Source organism: Propionimicrobium lymphophilum DSM 4903 (assembly GCF_000423485.1).
GTDB lineage: Bacteria > Actinomycetota > Actinomycetes > Propionibacteriales > Propionibacteriaceae > Propionimicrobium > Propionimicrobium lymphophilum.
The window spans coordinates 126,110-143,350 of record NZ_AUIB01000004.1; the positions used below are offsets into that span (position 1 = coordinate 126,110).

The 17,241-nt window shown below is 56.8% G+C and carries 13 protein-coding genes; 2 read left to right on the top strand and 11 right to left on the bottom strand.

Annotated features, from left to right (window positions below):
* The first annotated feature begins 13 nt into the window (after positions 1-13).
* Positions 14-982: an L-lactate dehydrogenase gene (locus tag G556_RS0103210; RefSeq protein WP_028821738.1), complete on the top strand. Its 969-nt coding sequence runs from the start codon at positions 14-16 to the stop codon at positions 980-982.
* A 39-nt stretch (positions 983-1,021) separates the two neighbouring features.
* On the opposite strand, the gene G556_RS10060 is transcribed toward G556_RS0103210, so the two are convergent.
* The gene (locus G556_RS10060) at positions 1,022-3,406 is read right to left on the bottom strand and encodes a DUF2156 domain-containing protein (protein WP_051176612.1); all 2,385 of its coding nucleotides are present in this window, start codon (positions 3,404-3,406) and stop codon (positions 1,022-1,024) included.
* A 71-nt stretch (positions 3,407-3,477) separates the two neighbouring features.
* Positions 3,478-4,725 carry an alpha/beta hydrolase gene (locus G556_RS0103220; protein WP_028821739.1) on the bottom strand — a complete coding sequence of 416 codons (1,248 nt, stop codon included), beginning with the start codon at positions 4,723-4,725 and terminating at the stop codon, positions 3,478-3,480.
* A gap of 351 nt (positions 4,726-5,076) precedes the next feature.
* Between G556_RS0103220 and G556_RS0103225 the strand changes: the two genes are divergently transcribed.
* Complete coding sequence (locus G556_RS0103225) at positions 5,077-5,565, top strand: GNAT family N-acetyltransferase (protein ID WP_028821740.1); 489 nt, start codon at positions 5,077-5,079, stop codon at positions 5,563-5,565.
* A gap of 156 nt (positions 5,566-5,721) precedes the next feature.
* Here G556_RS0103225 and G556_RS0103230 read toward each other — a convergent pair whose 3' ends face one another.
* From G556_RS0103230 to argG, 9 genes are all read right to left on the bottom strand, one after another.
* On the bottom strand, positions 5,722-7,443 hold the full coding sequence (locus G556_RS0103230) for a DUF5635 domain-containing protein (protein ID WP_028821741.1): 1,722 nt from the start codon (positions 7,441-7,443) through the stop codon (positions 5,722-5,724).
* Positions 7,444-7,610: 167 nt separating this feature from the next.
* Positions 7,611-9,995: a phosphoenolpyruvate--protein phosphotransferase gene (gene ptsP / locus G556_RS10065; protein ID WP_081675495.1), complete on the bottom strand. Its 2,385-nt coding sequence runs from the start codon at positions 9,993-9,995 to the stop codon at positions 7,611-7,613.
* A 10-nt stretch (positions 9,996-10,005) separates the two neighbouring features.
* Positions 10,006-10,617, bottom strand: coding sequence for a dihydroxyacetone kinase subunit DhaL (dhaL, locus tag G556_RS0103240; RefSeq protein ID WP_028821742.1), 612 nt, complete (start codon positions 10,615-10,617; stop codon positions 10,006-10,008).
* Positions 10,618-10,627: 10 nt separating this feature from the next.
* Positions 10,628-11,614: a dihydroxyacetone kinase subunit DhaK gene (gene dhaK / locus G556_RS0103245; protein WP_028821743.1), complete on the bottom strand. Its 987-nt coding sequence runs from the start codon at positions 11,612-11,614 to the stop codon at positions 10,628-10,630.
* 234 nt (positions 11,615-11,848) lie between these two features.
* The gene (locus G556_RS0103255) at positions 11,849-12,604 is read right to left on the bottom strand and encodes a class I SAM-dependent methyltransferase (protein ID WP_028821745.1); all 756 of its coding nucleotides are present in this window, start codon (positions 12,602-12,604) and stop codon (positions 11,849-11,851) included.
* 13 nt (positions 12,605-12,617) lie between these two features.
* Entirely contained in the window at positions 12,618-13,373 is a 756-nt protein-coding gene (locus G556_RS0103260; RefSeq protein WP_028821746.1) for an ABC transporter ATP-binding protein, read from the bottom strand.
* Entirely contained in the window at positions 13,374-14,357 is a 984-nt protein-coding gene (locus G556_RS0103265; protein ID WP_028821747.1) for an ABC transporter substrate-binding protein, read from the bottom strand.
* Between the two features lie 32 nt (positions 14,358-14,389).
* Positions 14,390-15,376: a FecCD family ABC transporter permease gene (locus G556_RS0103270; protein ID WP_196801482.1), complete on the bottom strand. Its 987-nt coding sequence runs from the start codon at positions 15,374-15,376 to the stop codon at positions 14,390-14,392.
* A 311-nt stretch (positions 15,377-15,687) separates the two neighbouring features.
* Positions 15,688-17,145, bottom strand: a complete 1,458-nt coding sequence (gene argG, locus G556_RS0103275; protein WP_211219428.1) for an argininosuccinate synthase — start codon at positions 17,143-17,145, stop codon at positions 15,688-15,690.
* Positions 17,146-17,241 lie beyond the last annotated feature (96 nt).

Genomic DNA, 17,241 nt, shown 5'->3' on the forward strand with positions numbered 1-17,241 from the left:
AGTGAGGAAAACGATGATTTCAAACATTGACAGCCGTCGAGAAGGTTCAAAACTCTCTATTGTCGGTGCCGGTGCGGTCGGTTCGTCGCTGGCATACGCGGCGATGATCGAAGGCGTCGCCAGGCACATCGTTCTCGAGGACATCAACGGGCCTAAGGTTCACGCAGAAGCGCTCGACCTTATCCACGGTGGCCAGTTCGTGCCCGAGGCGCTCATCGAAGGCTCCGATGACGTCGATTCAACCGCAGATTCGGACGTCGTCGTAATCACCGCTGGCGCAAAGCAGCAGCCTGGCCAGTCACGCCTAGACCTGGCGGGTTCGACGGTCAAGCTGATGCAGAACATCCTTCCCCCGCTGGTCGAGCGCTCCCCAGACGCCATCTTTCTGATGGTGACCAACCCCGTGGACGTCACCACCCAGGCCGCTTTGAAGATCTCTGGGCTGCCGCCGTCGAGGTTGTTCGGTTCAGGCACAGTGTTGGACTCTTCCAGGCTTCGTCAGCTGATCGCCGAGACTTGTGCCGTCGCCACCGGCAACGTGCACGCATACATGTGTGGCGAGCACGGCGACTCCGAGACCCCGATGTGGAGCACCGCTAGTATCGGCGGCGTGCCCATCCTCGACTGGAAATTCGGCAACGGAAAGTGCTTCACCGGGGAGAAGCTCGACGAGATGTCGCAGCGGGTCGTGAACGCCGCCTACGAGGTCATTGAGGGCAAGGGCGCGACGAACTTCGCGATTGGTGTCAGCGCCTGCCGAATCATCAAGGCGATTCTTCGAGACGAGCGTGCCGTCCTGCCCGTCTCCAGGATGCTAACCAACTGGCACGGCATTGGCGGTGTCTGCATGTCCGTCCCGACGATCGTTGGCGCCCGTGGCGCGGTCCGTCAACTGGAGCTTGAGGTCAGTGAATCCGAGCTTTCGCAGCTGAGGGCAAGCGCGGATCAGATTCGCGAGACCGCCACCAGCCTGGGCTACTAGCCACATGGGTCCTGGCGTAAAAATCGAACCGACTACGGATTATTTTTTACGCCAGGAGCAGCCTTCTTGTTGCCGTGGATTAGCTCGCCCTCTCAGCCGCATACCCTCGCGCAGTTTGACGCTAGGAAGGTAGGCGTGGCCGATAGCCAGTCCAACAGCAGGCAAATTTGAAAATGCCGGAATCGTCAAGAAAATCTGTTCATAGCGAGGCTGGAATTTCGACTTGAAAGCCAGTAGCGAACGGAACCCGTAAACCGGCTCCAAAATTTTACCCAGCCACTCGAGCCAGCCATCGGTCTGCGACTCGATATTAGCCAGCGGCGTCCCCGAAAGGCTGATGAAACTCAACCCCTCAGCTTTTGCGTCCAATGCGGCTTGGGCAATCAAAAGCTCCATTACCTGAGAAAAACCGTGTGAGCGTCGACGCATAAAATCTAGGGTTAAGCCAACAAGCTGACCTTGCCGATAGACCGGTAGCCAGCTAGTGATGCCATGAACAGTATGTTCCTCATCAAGCGCAATTAGTAGCCGGACATTAGGGTCTTTCAGCTCGTCAATAGAGCCAAGGGTGTAGCCCATCTCAGGCAGCTTCTTAGCCTTCATCCACTCCTCAGAGACCGTCAAAATCTGTGCGACGACGGCTGGGCTAGCATCCGCAAAAGATGTCCAAAGTGTTGAAATATTCTGTTTTTTCGCTTTGTTGATGGCAGTGCGGACGTCCTGGAATTTTTTACCCTTAAACTCCAGGTCTGGCAGGTCTAAAATGGTTTCTTCCGCAACCTGCAGACGGGACCAGCCCAGCCGGCTGGTCGCGGCCTGGCAGGGGGCATGAACCGAATAAAACGCCGGGATCAGTCCAGCATCGGTAGCAAAAGCGGAAAATTCGGCAACTACCTTGTCGAGGTCTTGCGGTGCACACACCGGATCGGCGGTTACCAAAGCCACCCCACCCCAGGGACGGTAGGCCAAACCAGCAGCCGAATCCTTGCTGAACCAGTACGAGTTACCTTGCCAGGTGGCCCACCAGCCAAAAGATGAACCGCCATTTTTCACCAGCAAATCGCGCAGCCGATCACGCTCAGCCACAGTTTCTACCGCTCCGGTGTACAAAAAGATTCGCAGCAAACCGATCAGCAGCGTCAACCAAGGCAGCATCGGAACCCAAGTCAACACCAACTGGGTGAAGAAAGTCATTGGAACTATCGGCGTAACCAGCAGCCCCATTGACCACATCGGTGACGAATGAACAAAAAATTGGCCAATCAATGCCCAGACAGTGGCCTGCGGATAGAACTCGTCGGCTGAAGCCGCGCCAACGAAAACACAGACCAGCAAAGAAACGACGAAAACAGCCGCAACCGTCAATAACAGCCGCCGCATGGGTGCCTTCGGGGTGACGACCTTAAACCACCTGCGGGTTGCCACCAGCAAAACCAGAATCGCCAATGGCAAAGCAACCGGGATAATTAGCCGGACAGCATTGACCGCCTCAAACAGCGCCAGCTGACCCAACATGTTCAGGGTCGCGATCGCCGCGATGAGCAGGTTCACGACACACGCTAACGCCCAAGCCAGCCTTCGTCCCCGACGCAGCCCTTCGGCCAGGACCAAACAGGTGAATTGGGGCAGCAGCATGGTTAGCGCTGCACCCAGAGAATAATTGGCCGCTCGCGAAAGCGTGTAACGACACAGCCGGTCTTGGGTAGGGTCGTCACAGATATGAGCCAGCGCATCTGCGTCAAAATCAGGGCCGTGGATCATTGCGCTGATCTGAGCTAGCGGGCCAACAGCATGCGGGGCAAAAACAGTCAGAATAGTCGCTGCGCTAACTGAAGCCAGCACTAACGAAACCAGCACCCGGCCTTCGTGAGTCGTGCCGATCAGCGAGCGGCTAGGAGAATTTTTCTGCCAGGCCAACCTGCCAATCGCCAGACCAAAAAGTGCGGCGAATAGCCGCTCAAAATCCTGCAAATGACCAGAAAAGGCAAGCAAGGTGAAAAGCACGACGAAAGAGCTCGTGCGCACGCGCCGTCGCCAAAGTGTGTCAAGCTTTCCGGTGGCGGCCAGTAAAACCGCCATCAACCAGGGAGTGCAGCCGACGTCGAACGCGTTATACAGGCTGCGTTCAGTGGCGCTGAATAGACCCAAAAATTTGACGCTTACCGCCGTGGCTAAAGCACCGATAGCCTGCCCAGCAATTCCGATGACGAAAAAACGAATACTGCCTAGCTTGGCTTCGACGCGGGACGAGATGGCAACTAGCAGAATCGTGCAGCCAACCGCCGCACCGACGTGGCTGGCGAAGAAAGCCGAAGTCAGTGCCGGCCACCATTTACCGTCAAATAGTCCAGCCGGGCCAACCCCGAAGTGGTTCAGCAGTCGGCTAGGGATTCTTACTCCAGTGGTCACCAGCACGGCCCACATAAAAATCAATAGGGTAAGCGTTACGGGCGCCTTTGTTACGCCATATTTTGCTAGCCGCCCCACGCGGGTGATTAAGTGTTTAAACGGTCGCATAGCCAATCAATCTGGTCGCTTAAAGCATGATTCCAAAGTGCCCAGGAATGTCCGCCGGGATAGTTGCGCAATTCAACATTCATCCTCGCATTCCGGGCGGCCTGAGCCAACTGGGCGGTCGGCGGGCCGTATTTTTCGTCGTCGTCGCCGGCGGTAAAAATTCCGGCAATCTGTGGATAGCTATTTTTCGCCAATAAATCTTTCGGGTTGTTTTGCTGAAATTTAGCCAGATCGCCGAAACCTTCATTTATGGTACGTTCGCGATCGCCTAGGCTTGGTTCCGGCTCGCCCGAAAAACTCAAGAAAGTGTGGAACAGGTCAGGTCTGCGGGTGACGACCTGTAGTGCACAAGTTGCTCCATTGGACGCACCTCCGATAGCTCGATGTGCAGGATCTTTCGAGACATTTAAATTAGCATTCACCCAGTTAATTACGTCTTGCTGCAGATAGGTTGCCGCATTGCCCAGCAGCGCATCCGAGCAAAGCGGGTTAGCTACGGGGCTGCCCAATTGATCGGCCACCACTACGACGGGCATCTTGCCCCGGTGCTTGGCTGCGTAGCCATCCATAGTTTCAACCAAGCCACCACCGGAAACCCAATCTTGTGGGTTGCCTGGTTGGCCTGCCAGCAACACCAGCAGTGGGGCCGGTGAATCGTCATCGGAATAGCCGGGTGGCAGATAGACCAGCGCGTTACGGGCCTTAAACCCCGATTTAGTTCCCGGAATTTGTGTCTCGGCCAGGGCGCCTTTCGAAGCATCCACTTGTGCTTTAGCTTGAGCTAGCGGTTGAGCTTTCGCATCTAAACTGAACAGCCGATTCAAGTTTTGGTAGGCCCCGAATTTAGCGTTGATTGCAACCAACGCTGCGGTCATAACCAGTAACAGCGCGATCAGATCGCGAAGCATTTTGGCCGCCCTAGAAAACAGGGTTCCTTGCCGGGCACCTTTTGGCCGTGCGAGCGTCAGCGTCGCACCGAATACCACGCAAGATGCCATCACCCAAACGAATCGGCCAACTGGGTCTGCGAATGGACGCCAGGTTTGGTCTATGAGTATCCAGCCGGATAAACCGACTAGCGCTGCTGGCAAAAACGTCAGCAGGCGCCCTTTCGTAGACAACGGACGCCAACGACACCAGACAAGCAGCAACAACGCAAGTCCGCCGAGAACGCCAAATGCCGCGATGGTGACTTTGTTTAGCAATGGAAAAGTGAGAATTCTCACGCTTAGCGGCTTTCAATCGAACACGTGGTAGTTAACAAGATCATGCTTCTTTCAAGACTCCCGGCCAAGGCCAGGACAGCGGCTTCGTCTTGCCCGGACAGGCCAAAATGCTTTGGTCAAGATTCGGGCAAGAGCTAATTTAGCCGCACTAAGCCCGCTTGCTGCATGTTACCTGGCAGATCCTTAAGAACCTCACAGTTCACTAATAGGTGGACGTGCGTCCGCCAATAAAATGTCGGGTGCATGAAACTGAGCAGACGCCAGGTTTATGCACCCGATGTTTATAACGGTTATGTGCGACGACTAGGGCTTGCGCTGCCCTAGCTGGGGAACCTAGTTTTACAATGAGGTATGCGAATCAGGCAGACCGCCATGGATGACTTCGACGCGATCGTCGCGATCTATGATCAAGCGCGCGCCTACATGGCCGACGAAGGCAACTACACCCAGTGGGGGTTTGGCTATCCTGACAGCGACATCGTGCGAAGCGACGTTGAAAGTTCGAACAGCTACGTGATCGTCGCGGACGACGAAATCGTTGGCACCTTCTACTTCTCGGTCGAGGACGACCCAACCTATCGCGTAATCGAGGGCGGCGTCTGGGGTGGCGATTCGCCCTACGGAGTAATTCACCGGCTGGCATCCAGCGGCAAAGCCCGAGGCATCGGCCGCGCCTGCTTCGAGTTCTGTGCCGAAAAGATCGGCTACCTGCGCATCGACACCCACCGCAACAACCAAAGCATGCGCAAGGCGCTCACCGACTTCGGGTTCGTCGAGCGCGGAATCATCTACACCCACGACGGAACCCCACGTCTGGCCTTCGATTACTCGGCCAAGTGACTCCAACCACTAAACGATGCTGGCTATTCCGACAAAAACACCCCAAATTTCAAAAAATTGTTAGATTGGCGCCCCTCTAATCTGTCATTAAATTGATATTTGGATGATTCGTGACAGATTACGGGGTGTCTAATCTAACATTCCTGGTCTTCTGTCTTAAGAAACTGGATGGTTTCGCACAAATCTAGTCGCTCTACCTTTTCCGGTTTGGGCTAGCAAACCTGTATTGCTCAATTCATCAAGCATTCTTCTTGCTGTTCCTCGCGAGATGTCACATAGCTGCATTAAATCGCCGGTAGTGATGGACGGAAAAACCTCTAACCACTCACTTACGACAGATTCAATTTGCCTTATGTCCGTAGATAGATAGTTGAGAATCGGGAAAGGGGCGTTCGAAGCTGCCACTAGGCTCCTGGCAGAAGCAGACAACAGCCAAACCTGCTTGTGCCTACTTATCAGCGGTTGCCCTGAAACGGTTGTCTGTTCCGCGGCTCGAAGCGCATTAAGCGCGGCCTCTCGCGTCGACTGCAAGGCTGCGGCGAGTGCGCCCTCCGTCACAAAGGCATGTCTAAAAAGGTGGTAAAGCAAAACAGAAATTCTGTAGTCGCGTTGTCTTTCCCGCGGCGAAATCGAACTAACTAGTTTTAGAACGGGGTAAACCGGTTCACCGCCCTGTAATCTGCATTCGACATACGGGCCGGATACCTCAATAATCTCGGGCGGTCTATGACCCAGCGTAATCATGGACTGGTACATGCGGTCGACGCCAACACCTTGCTTTTCGACTAGTCCGAGAGCCCGGAAAAGATCGGCCAAAGCCGGATATCTAGCTGCCCGGTTGGAGAGAACATTGGACGATGATATGCCTGTTGGGAACCCTCCGGGGCTGCGTACCTCTAACATTGAATCCGTGCTGAACCAGCGAACTTCCGTAGGTTGTTGCCTGTTCCAATCGCGATGAATTAGTCCATTCAATAGCGCCTCACGAACAGCTTGCTCCGGAACTTGTCGAAAACTCTGGTGAGCTATTCCAGCTGGGATTATCTGCTCTTGGTTAAAGGCAGATAGGGCCTGCTCGACGAAATTCAGCTGTTCCAACAATGAAGTGTCTGCGGGGGTGCGCGGACGGTTAATTATTTTCCCACCAGGAACGTCGAATACTGTCAGCTCAATGTTGCAACGGTTGCTGTTGGTGAAAGCTAGTTCGGCTGCTTGGGTGAGGTGGTTGTCAGAGCGAAGGGCACCTATCCTGAGCAAAAAATCTTCCGTGGTGCTCGGGTCGGTTTCGCCGACCCATCTTTGTGCTAGATGGAGAGCTGCTGGGGAAATGTCATTAACGGTCAGCCGAGACTTTTGAGCCATTGGGTCGAACTGGTTGCGAGCGGCCATATTTTCCCACCACTCGGCACGATCTACGGGCTTGCAGCTATCTCCAACCCGCCATCTATATGAATCTGAAGTATTGGCAATCGGTTCCATGGCCTCGGCTACGTAAATCACAAGAACGCGAAGACCGCAGACTTCTTGTGAGACGATATCCGGAGCCACGTTTACTGCAGAATCGATTCGCTGGCGCAGCCAATCGACATCTAGTTCGGTGCCAATTATTTCGCCGCTATCTGCGACTCCAACTATTAATGCGCCGCCACCAGGTGTGTTGGCCATACAGGCCACTTCGTCGGCTAGTTTTGTTGCTGCCTCATTGTTGGTTTTGTCGCCTGGTTCAATGATGCCGCCGTGACCTCGTCTCCCGGCCTCTTCTTTGAAGTAGATGGCTTGTGTCTCTTTAGATGTTAAAAAGCCGTCACTAGCTGTTGCGAGGATTTCTCCAACGGCGCTCTGTAACTCGTGCCTGCGTTCGATGCCAACAGCTCGCATAGTGCCTCCAAATGTCACATTCGAGTGTCCTTAATCTGGCATTAGTTGGCATTCTAACAAAAAATTGTTAGATTAGCTCTCCTCTAAGCTGTCATTAAATTGATATTTGGATGATTCGTGACAGATTACGGGGTGTCTAATCTAACAATTGTTCTTGTGGGTTCGGTCTAGGCCTGTAACGCAATTTTGGCGGCCGCCCTGGCAAGATCCGGAGCCGACGTCGCCAGTGCTAGCTGAGCGGCCTTCCGGCAAGACTCAAGGGAATACTTGGCTAGAGCCGTGCTCACCCTGGCGATCGCCTGAGGCGCCATCGATAGCGAGGTGACGCCCAACCCAACCAGCACGCCCGCCAGAAGCGGATCCGAGGCGGCCTCTCCGCATACACCCACGGACTTGCCTGTTCGTGAGCCAGCCTTGCCGATCATCGCGATTAGCTTCAACACTGCGGGCTGCCAAGGCGTGCCCAGATGAGCCAGCTCGCCGGAGTGTCGGTCGGCGGCCATGGTGTACTGCGTCAGGTCGTTGGTGCCGATTGAGACGAAATCCACCACCTCGAACAGCTCGTCGGCGCACAGCGCGGCAGCCGGCGTTTCGACCATCACGCCGACCGTCTTCAAGCCGTATGAACGAGCGAGCTTGGCGAATTCGTCAGCCTCCTCGACGGTCGCGATCATCGGCGCCATCACCCACGGTGAGTTGCCCGTCTGGGCGGCCGCGTTTGCGATCGCCCTCAACTGATCTTCAAGAATCTGCGGCGAACGCCAACATGTGCGGTAGCCGCGCACGCCCAAAGCCGGGTTCTCCTCGCCAGGAATCGTGACGAAGGGCAGCGGCTTGTCGGAGCCCGCGTCAAGCGTACGAATGACCACCTTCTTGCCCTCGAAACCGCGAAGAACCTGCGCGTATTGGGCCTCCTGCTCGGAGACGCTAGGGGCGTCCGAGCGGTTTAGGAAACAAAATTCCGTCCTGAACAGTCCGGAGCCCTCAGCGTTGTTAGCCAACGCCACCGGCACGTCCTGCGGCCAGCCGATGTTTGCGGCAAGAGTGATAGGGATGCCGTCCGCGGTGGCGCCGGGGCCGGAAAAATCTACAGAAGCGGACGTCTCGGGCGCTGTGCGGGCGCCTTCGGCTTGTTCATCGGTTGGCTCAACCACCAGATCGCCCGTCGAGCCGTCGATGAGGACACGCTGGCCGTCGTGTAGCTCGGCGTAGCCACTGTTCATCACCGCGGGGATTGCGAGTGCGCGAGCCAGAATGGCGGTGTGCGATGTGGGCCCGCACTCGCCGAGAATAAGCCCTAGGCAGGTTTTCGGGTCGATCTGAGCGGCATCGGCGGGAGCCAAATCGCGTGCCACAAGGATGAACGGCTTGTCGCTTGTCGGAATTCCGGCTAGCTCCCGTCCCTCCAAACGGGAGACTACGCGCGCCCGGATATCGCGGACGTCACAGGCCCGCTCTGCGAGCTTGCCGCCAGCAGAATCGAAGCGAATGACGACCTCACTGAACGCGTCCCAGACCGCTTGCTCGGCGGTCGCGCCGGAATCGTTGATCAGTTGGGACACGCGAGATCGGACGGCACCGTCACAGACCAACTGGGCGGTTGCCTGCAGGATGTCCTTAGCGGTGGGGTCGGCGGTTTTCGCCTGCTGATTCAGCTGCTCGGCGGTCTGTTCGAGCGAGTCCAACGCCCTCTGCAGCTCGTCCTCGCGTTGGGCTTCGGGAACTTTTTCCCCTTGTGTCGGCGGCTTGTTGGTGTCGGCCATGGTTGCGACTGGGCCGACAACCCTTCCTGCGCTGATGCCGGCAGTCTGGGGAGCGTTGGTTTCACTTTCGTACGCAGGCTCGGCGACCTCGCCGAAACCGGATGCTAAAAGTTCGCGCACCCGCTCGACGTCTACGGCAGCGTCCTCGCCGAAGCCCTCGATGGAGATCTCGTCGCCGCCCACTGTGCCGAGCCCGGCAACGGATAGCGGGCTATCCGCGTCGGCGCTGCGTCCCGTGGCGGTGGAGATTTTGATGCAGGAACCCAGATCGTTGACGAGCCTAGCCAGAGCGGCGGCGGGCCGCGCGTGCAGACCCATCGGATTTATTAGCTTCACGCAAGCGCGTGCGTCGGCCTCCGCTGTATTCTCCGCCGGTTTTTGTTCCGCAGGTTCATCGGCCAACTGCTCGATCTTGCCGTTGAGCGCGGAGCGGGCGGCGGAGGCAACCTCGTCCAGACCCTTGCCACCCGAAGCAGCCACCGCTGCGGCCAGCAGGCCCTCGACGAACGGTGCAGCCACCACCCGAACCTCGACGTCGAAGACGAACTCGCACGCCATTTCGGCGGAGAGCACCGCCGAACCAAGATCGGAAATTATCACCACGCCCTCGCCGGAATCGGCGGCCCCGATGGATTCGGCGACGGCCATGGCGTCCGTGCCGAACTCGCCGGAGGCAGTGCCGGCTGCCAACTGAATATTCGGCGGGTTCTGGCCCGTCATCTGCAAAGCCAGTTCCTTGGCTGCCTCGGCCAGCTTCGGCGAATGCGAAACGGCGACAATTCCGATCATGGTTCCTCGCTTATGCGGAAGCTAGGGCCGAGACGAGCATCGTGGCGGACGCCGAGCCCGGGTCGATAGTTCCTGCGGAACGCTCGCCCAGGTACGACGCGCGACCCTTGTGCGCAACCATCGGCTCGGTGGCGTCGCGGCCGGCTTGCGCGGCCTCCTTTGCCTTCTTCAGCGCAGAATCTAGGTCGCTTCCGGCATCTAGCGCGTCGGCCGCGGGGAACAAGGCGTCGAGCATGGTCTTGTCGCCCGCCTGCGCCTTACCTCTGGCCACCACGCCCTCGACGCCGGCACGGAATGCCTTAGCGAAACCTGCCAGGTCGAGTTCTTCGGCGTCGCCCCCGGCCGCACCGAAACGCAGGAAAAACGTTCCGTAAAGCGGTCCGGAAGCGCCACCCACGCTAGAGACCAGACCCATCCCAACCGTTTTGCCGAATTCCGCGTAGGTCTTCGGCTCGGCGGCCTCCAGTTTCTCGAGCGCTGCCTTAGTGCCCCTCGCCATGTTGGAGCCATGATCGCCGTCACCGATCTTTGCGTCCAGATCGGTCAAGTATTCGCGATTCTTTCCGATCTCCTCGGCGAAGGCCTTGAAAGCAGATACTAGATTTTCAACGCTAAATGCCATCAGATTCTCCTTAACGAACCAGCCCCGGGGTTCTCACCGGTGCGTCCCAGTAGGCCAGCATGTCCTCGTCGGCCCTTAGCAAAGTCAGCGAGCAGCCGGCCATGTCCAGTGACGTGATGTAGTCGCCAACCAGGCTGCGCTCGATCTTCACGCTGCGGGCCTCGAGCGCCTGCTCCATCTCGCCGTAGAGCAAGTAAAGCTCCATCTGCGGGGTGGCGCCCATGCCGTTAACCATCGCTATGACCGGGCCAGAAGTGAAATCGAGATCGTCGCAGATCGCGTCGACGACGGTCTTAGAGATCTCCTTGGCCGACGCCATCTTGACGCGCTCTCGGCCGGGCTCGCCGTGAATGCCCACGCCCATTTCGATCTCGTCCTCTGGCAGATCGAACATCGGGTGTCCGACGCTCGGCACGGTGCAGCTGGTCAGCGCGACACCGAACGAACGGCCGTTGGCGACGACGTCCTCGGCCAGCTTCTTAAGCTCCTCCAGTGACTTGCCCTCCTCAGCGGCGGCGCCCACGATCTTCTCCACCAGCACCGTTAGGCCGACGCCTCGGCGTCCTGCCGTGAACGACGAATCCTCAACCGCCACGTCATCGTTGATGACGACGGACTCCACATTGATGTCCTCCATCGCGGCCAACTCGCCGGCCATCTCGAAGTTCATGACGTCGCCGGTGTAGTTCTTGATGAGCAGCAGCACGCCCTCGCCGGAATCGACGTTCTTGATTGCCTCGGCAACCTGGTCGGGAGTGGGGGAGGTGAAAACTTCGCCGCAGACCGCAGCGTCCAACATGCCCTTGCCGACGAACCCCCCGTGCAGCGGCTCGTGGCCGGAACCGCCGCCTGAGACGATGGCAACCTTGCCCTGCTTCTTCTCAGCTCGGTAAACGATGTGGTGTTCCAGGTCTATCTTCAGCTCGGGATGAGCCAGGGCCATCCCCTTCAGAGATTCAGTGACCACGGCGTCCGGATCGTTGATAAATTTCTTCATTTTTCAACCCCTAACTCGGGCAACACTGCCCATGATTGATCGTATGACCTACGGTATCGGCAAACTCCGACAAAAATGGCCGATTAGGAGCCAAATACGACCGTGGTCTTGGAACTTTTTTTACAATTTTGCGCGGGCACAAAAACCGCCCCCGAACTTGCAAAAAAACAGCTCGGAGGCGGCCTTGTCTAGCCACGATTGGCGAGGCGTGAAAACTGCAGCGGGCAGCAAAAATTAGGCGCTGATGCGGCCAAAGATGATGCGGTCGTCAAACCACTGGTAGATCTGTGCGGTCTCCACAAAGCCAGCGGCTTGAAGCGCGCTTAGATGGAAATCCACATTAACCTTGATTGACGGCCTATCGTCGGCCCAGCGCTCGTGCCACAGCTTTGCCTCTTCTTGCCAGCCAGGCATTTCTAGGGCAGTCTTCCACCAGGCATCCCAGGTTAGTGCGCCTTCTGCAAGGAATTCGTTTTGGAAACTATTGCGGATGTCTTCTGCAGTTTTGCGCAGATAAGGCTGAGTGAAGGCATCGTAAAACAGATGGTCGCCGTTCATGAATGCTGCACCCGGGTTCATCATCCTCCCAAGGCGCAGATAGAGGGCTGCTAGCTGATCGGGATTCAGCCAGTGCAGTGCCGTAGCGCTGATCACGCCGTCAAAATCCGTGCCCACCGAGTCAGGCAGATTCGGGGAAGCAATATCTTCGTCGATGAACTGCATCTTGTCGAACTTATTGGTTTCGCGGCCCAACCGCAGCAGCACTGGGTCTCGGTCTACCGCGACGACACTCGAATCTGGAATCGCCTGCATGACAGCAGTGCCCAGGCTGCCTGGCCCGCAAGCCAAGTCCAGCACCTTGATAGGTGCGCCCTTTTCAGCACGAACGTTGCGCAGCACATCGATCATGGTGCGGGTGCGCAGGTCACGGAATTCGATGAATGCTTTCTGCTGGTCGTGCCAGGCTGCTAGTAGTTCTTCGGGGCTCACTTAATTTTGCCTTTTATTTTCGAGAAAAAATGAGGTGCGGTAGGCCATCGTGCGTTATTACGTCGACATCGATGCTGTAGACGGGTGTGATTATTTCTTTAGTCAAGACTTGACGTGGGGGTCCGCTTGCCACGATCTTCCCATCGCACAGCATCAAAATCTCGTCACAGCACTGCGCGGCCAGATTCAGGTCGTGCAACACGATGATCGTCGTGCAGTCCAGCGATTTCACTAGGTCGAGTAGCTCGAACTGGTAGTGCAAATCCAGGTGGTTGGTTGGCTCGTCTAAGAGAAGATAGTCGGATTTCTGAGCGATTGCTCGCGCAATGGCGACGCGTTGGCGCTCGCCTCCAGAAAGTTGAGTCACCATTCGCTGACTCAACTCGGTGATCGAAACCCTAGAAAGCGCCCTGGCCACGATTTCTTGATCGGAGTTATTGCCGTAGCTCGGCAGCGACGAGCCAGCCAGTCGGCCAAGCATTACGTAGTCGTAAACCGAAAGCGCGAGCGTATCCTCGCGCTCTTGGGCCACCACCGAAATTTTTTCGGCGATCTGGCGACGCTTCATTTTCGCGATGTCGTCGCCGTCCACCTCGACGCGACCACCGGCAAGTTCCAGCGCACGAAACAGCGAAAACAACATGCTGGACTTGCCCGAGCCGTTTGGCCCGACAATGCCGAGCACCTTGCCTGCCGAGGCGCTCAGGTTGACGCCATCAACGACCACCCGATCGCCCCGACAGACACGGATATCAGTTGCTTTAAGCATTTATTTTTGCAGCCTGTTGGCCAGTTCGACGGCGCCGTCAACCGAAAGGGTGGATGGTGGATCGGTCAGAGCGAATGGCAGGAACACTACCTGACCTTCTTGACTTGCTTTCAGGTCTTCTGAACCCGGGAAACTGGCGAACGTGTTTAACGCTTCATTTTCGTCGGGATTCAGTGACAAGACGACAATGTAATCAGGATTTTTGGCAAGTAGATCCTCCATTGAAATTGGGAATACCCTCTTCGGGCCATCGGCGTAAGCGTTTTCGATGCCATTAGCTTCGAAGATCGGCTGCACCATCGAAGATGAATTGAAAGCCGATAACTTATCTGACCCTGGCGTAACGAAGACAGCGACGGCCTTAGCCCCTTTAACTTCCGAGGAAGGTTTGATTTTTTGGATCTGGGCTTCAGAATTTTTCTTAACTTCCTCAGCCTTTTTCTCTACTTGGAATATCTTTCCCATCTTTTCGATTTCGTTATCTACAAGGCCAAAATCTGCGTGATCTAGCTTGTAATTGGGGCAGTAGGAATCTGGTGAATAGAGCGGGACACCTGCTTCTGCCAAGGCCTTTCTGTCGACAGCTTTGTCGTAGCCAATAACCAGATCGACGTTCATGTCCAGGACAGTTTCAGTTGCTACCGTAGAACCACCGGCACCGGTTTTTCCGGACTCAGCTGATTCGATCTTATCCAGCTTTTTCTTAAGCTCTGGGCGAACGTTTTTAATGCGGTCATCACCAGCGCGGAAAACTACTTTATCTAGCACGCCTAGCTCATCGAGGATCGATGAGTTGACGTCTGAGATCATTAACACGCGCTCGGGAGCCTTGTCTAAGGTCAGGGTTTCGTCGCAGCTTTTAACCTGGATTTTTTCGGGTGCCGACGAACTTTCTGCAGCTTTCTTGTCTGCGGCTGACTGTCCGCAAGAAGCTAGCGGGACGGCTAAGGCCAATGCGGCCAGTGCACAAACGAACTTCTTCATTCGTTTACTCCTTTTCTTTTTGTTGTCGCTGGTTACTTCATTCGCCTAACCAGCAAGACGATGAATGGCACGCCAACCATGCCGGTGATTACCCCGATCGGCATTTCAATCGGGGCGAAAGCTATGCGCGCGAACGTGTCGGCGATAACCAAGAAGAATGCTCCCGCAAGGGCGCAGCCAAGCGTCAAAACTCTGTGCGAAGAGCCGACGATCGAGCGCATCACGTGCGGAATAATTAGGCCGACGAAACCTATCGCGCCCGATGACGCCACAGCGATGCCGATTACCGCAGAGACGGGAATCAGGATCGCCAGCCTCGCCTTGGTTGGCTCGATGCCAACCGATTGGGCCGTGCGATCTCCGCTGGACAGGGCATCGAGAACTGGGCCGAAAAGCGCCACGACAACTGAGAAAATGAGGGCCGTAACAATCAGTGGAACCGCCTGCGACCAGTTAGCGCGGGCAAGCGAGCCAAGCATCCAGAACATGACGGCTTGAGTTGCCTCCGGCGTGCCCGAAGAGAAGATGATGAAGTTGGTTAGAGCCTGGAAACCGAAGTTGGCCGCTAGGCCGGCGAGAATCAATCGCAGAGACGATCCGGAATTTCCCGTCACCAGAAGCAGAAACAGCGTTGCCGCCAGCGCGCCCGCGAATGCGGCCAAGCCAACCGACCAAGAAGCGATAGACCCGAACAGAATTATCATTGCAGCAGCGCCCGTCGAGGCACCCGAGCTGACGCCTAACACGTACGGTTCGGCCAGGGGGTTGCGCACCACAGCCTGCATCACGGCACCTGCAATGCCCAGGATCGCACCAATAGCCAAGCCCGAGATGATTCTAGGTAGACGGGTCTTCCAGACGATTGCATCCACGTTCTGGCTCCACGTGATGTCGACGTCCAGACCTGGGATGTGACTTTTGATGACGCCGATGACGTCGCCGACGGACACGGCGGCCGGGCCAATAGCGATCGTAACCAATGGCAAAACGAGGACTGCAGCCAACAAAGCGAAGAGAATCAGCCGTTGGCGGCGCCTCGTCTTGCCGTAAATCTCGAGTGTCTTTGCGGTGGCCGCATCGCTCACGAATCTTCTTTCTGCTCAAGCCGTCTTGCGCGGCGTACAAAAATATTCGACAGCCCAGGTTTTCGGACTCGTTCGCTAAGCGACTTCACCGTTGCGCGACAGTTCTGGATACAAACCAGAATTCCCCTGTGGCTAACTAGATAGAACCTATCAGCAATATGTGAAAATGGATATCCGTATTAAAAATTGCAAAGAAAAGCCCGCAGGCATTAGGCGTCTGCGGGATTTTCTTAGTTTATGTGCCGTTAGTCGTGGCCGGAGTCCATCGCGGCGCGGTCGAGAACCTCGCCCTCGGTGGAATCGATGCCGCGGTCCGCGATCTCGCCTGCGCGTCCAGGCTGCAGCTCGCCAAGCAGATCCTGAGTGGCGCCAGCGGTGATCTGACCCTGCGAAGCGTAGGTTTCCAGCTTGCTGCGCGAATCCGCGATGTCCAGATTGCGCATGGTGAGCTGGCCGATGCGATCCGTCGGGCCGAAAGCAGCGTCCTCCACGCGTTCCATCGAAAGACGATCCGGGTGATAGCTGAAGCCCGGGCCGCGGGTGTCCATGATGGAGTAGTCCCAGCCGCGCCGCAGCCTGATGACCACCTCGCCGGTGACGACCGCGGCAACCCAGCGGGCGATGGAATCGCGCGTCATAAGCGACTGCGGATCCATCCAGCGACCCTCGTAAAGCTTGCGACCGAGCTTCTGGCCCTCAGCGTGGTAGTTGGCCAGCGTGTCCTCATTGTGAATCGCATTAATCAGGCGCTCGTAGGCGATCCACAGCAGCGCCATGCCCGGTGCCTCGTAGATGCCGCGGCTCTTCGCCTCGATGATGCGGTTCTCGATCTGGTCGCTCATGCCCAGGCCATGGCGGCCGCCGATCTCGTTTGCCTTAAGCACCAGGTCAACGCGCGAATCAAAGTGCTCGCCGTTGATGGCAACAGGGAAGCCCTCGACAAACTCGATGGTGACGTCCTCGGTGTCGATTTGGACGTCCGGATCCCAGAATTTGACGCCCATGATCGGTTCGACGTCCTCCAGGGATGCATCCAGCAGCTCGAGGGTCTTGGCCTCGTGGGTTGCGCCCCAAATGTTTGCGTCGGTGGAGTAGGCCTTCTCCTTCGAGTCGCGGTAGGGCAGATCGTGCTTGGTCAGCCAAACGCTCATCTCGTCGCGGCCGCCAAGCTCGGAGACGAAGTCCTCGTCCAGCCATGGCTTGTAGATGCGCAGCTGCGGGTTAGCGAGCAGGCCGTAGCGGTAGAAACGCTCAATGTCGTTGCCTTTGTAGGTGGAGCCGTCGCCCCAAATGTTTACGTCGTCTTCGGCCATGGCGCGAACCAGCAGCGTTCCGGTGACTGCGCGGCCGATCGGCGTGGTGTTGAAGTACGGGCGGCCGGCGCTGGTGACGTTGAACGCGCCACACTGCAGAGCCATCAGGCCCTGATCGACCAGCGATTCCTTGCAGTCGACCAGGCGCGAAAGCTCGGCGCCGTACTGCAGGGCACGGCCGGGAACCGACTCGATATCTGGCTCGTCGTACTGGCCGATGTCTGCAGTGTAAGTGCAGGGAATTGCGCCCTTTTCGCGCATCCAAGCCACTGCTACCGACGTATCGAGGCCACCTGAGAAGGCGATGCCAACGCGCTCGCCTGCGGGCAAAGAAGTTAATACTTTAGACACGCCCGCTAGCTTAACGCGCTTAAGTAATAATTTCCACATTGACCGAATAAACTTTCGATAGTTGCGATAGTGACCAACTCGCCTCGCGCGGGGGAGTGCTAATTCGCCGCTTATATAGATGTGGAATTTAATCTC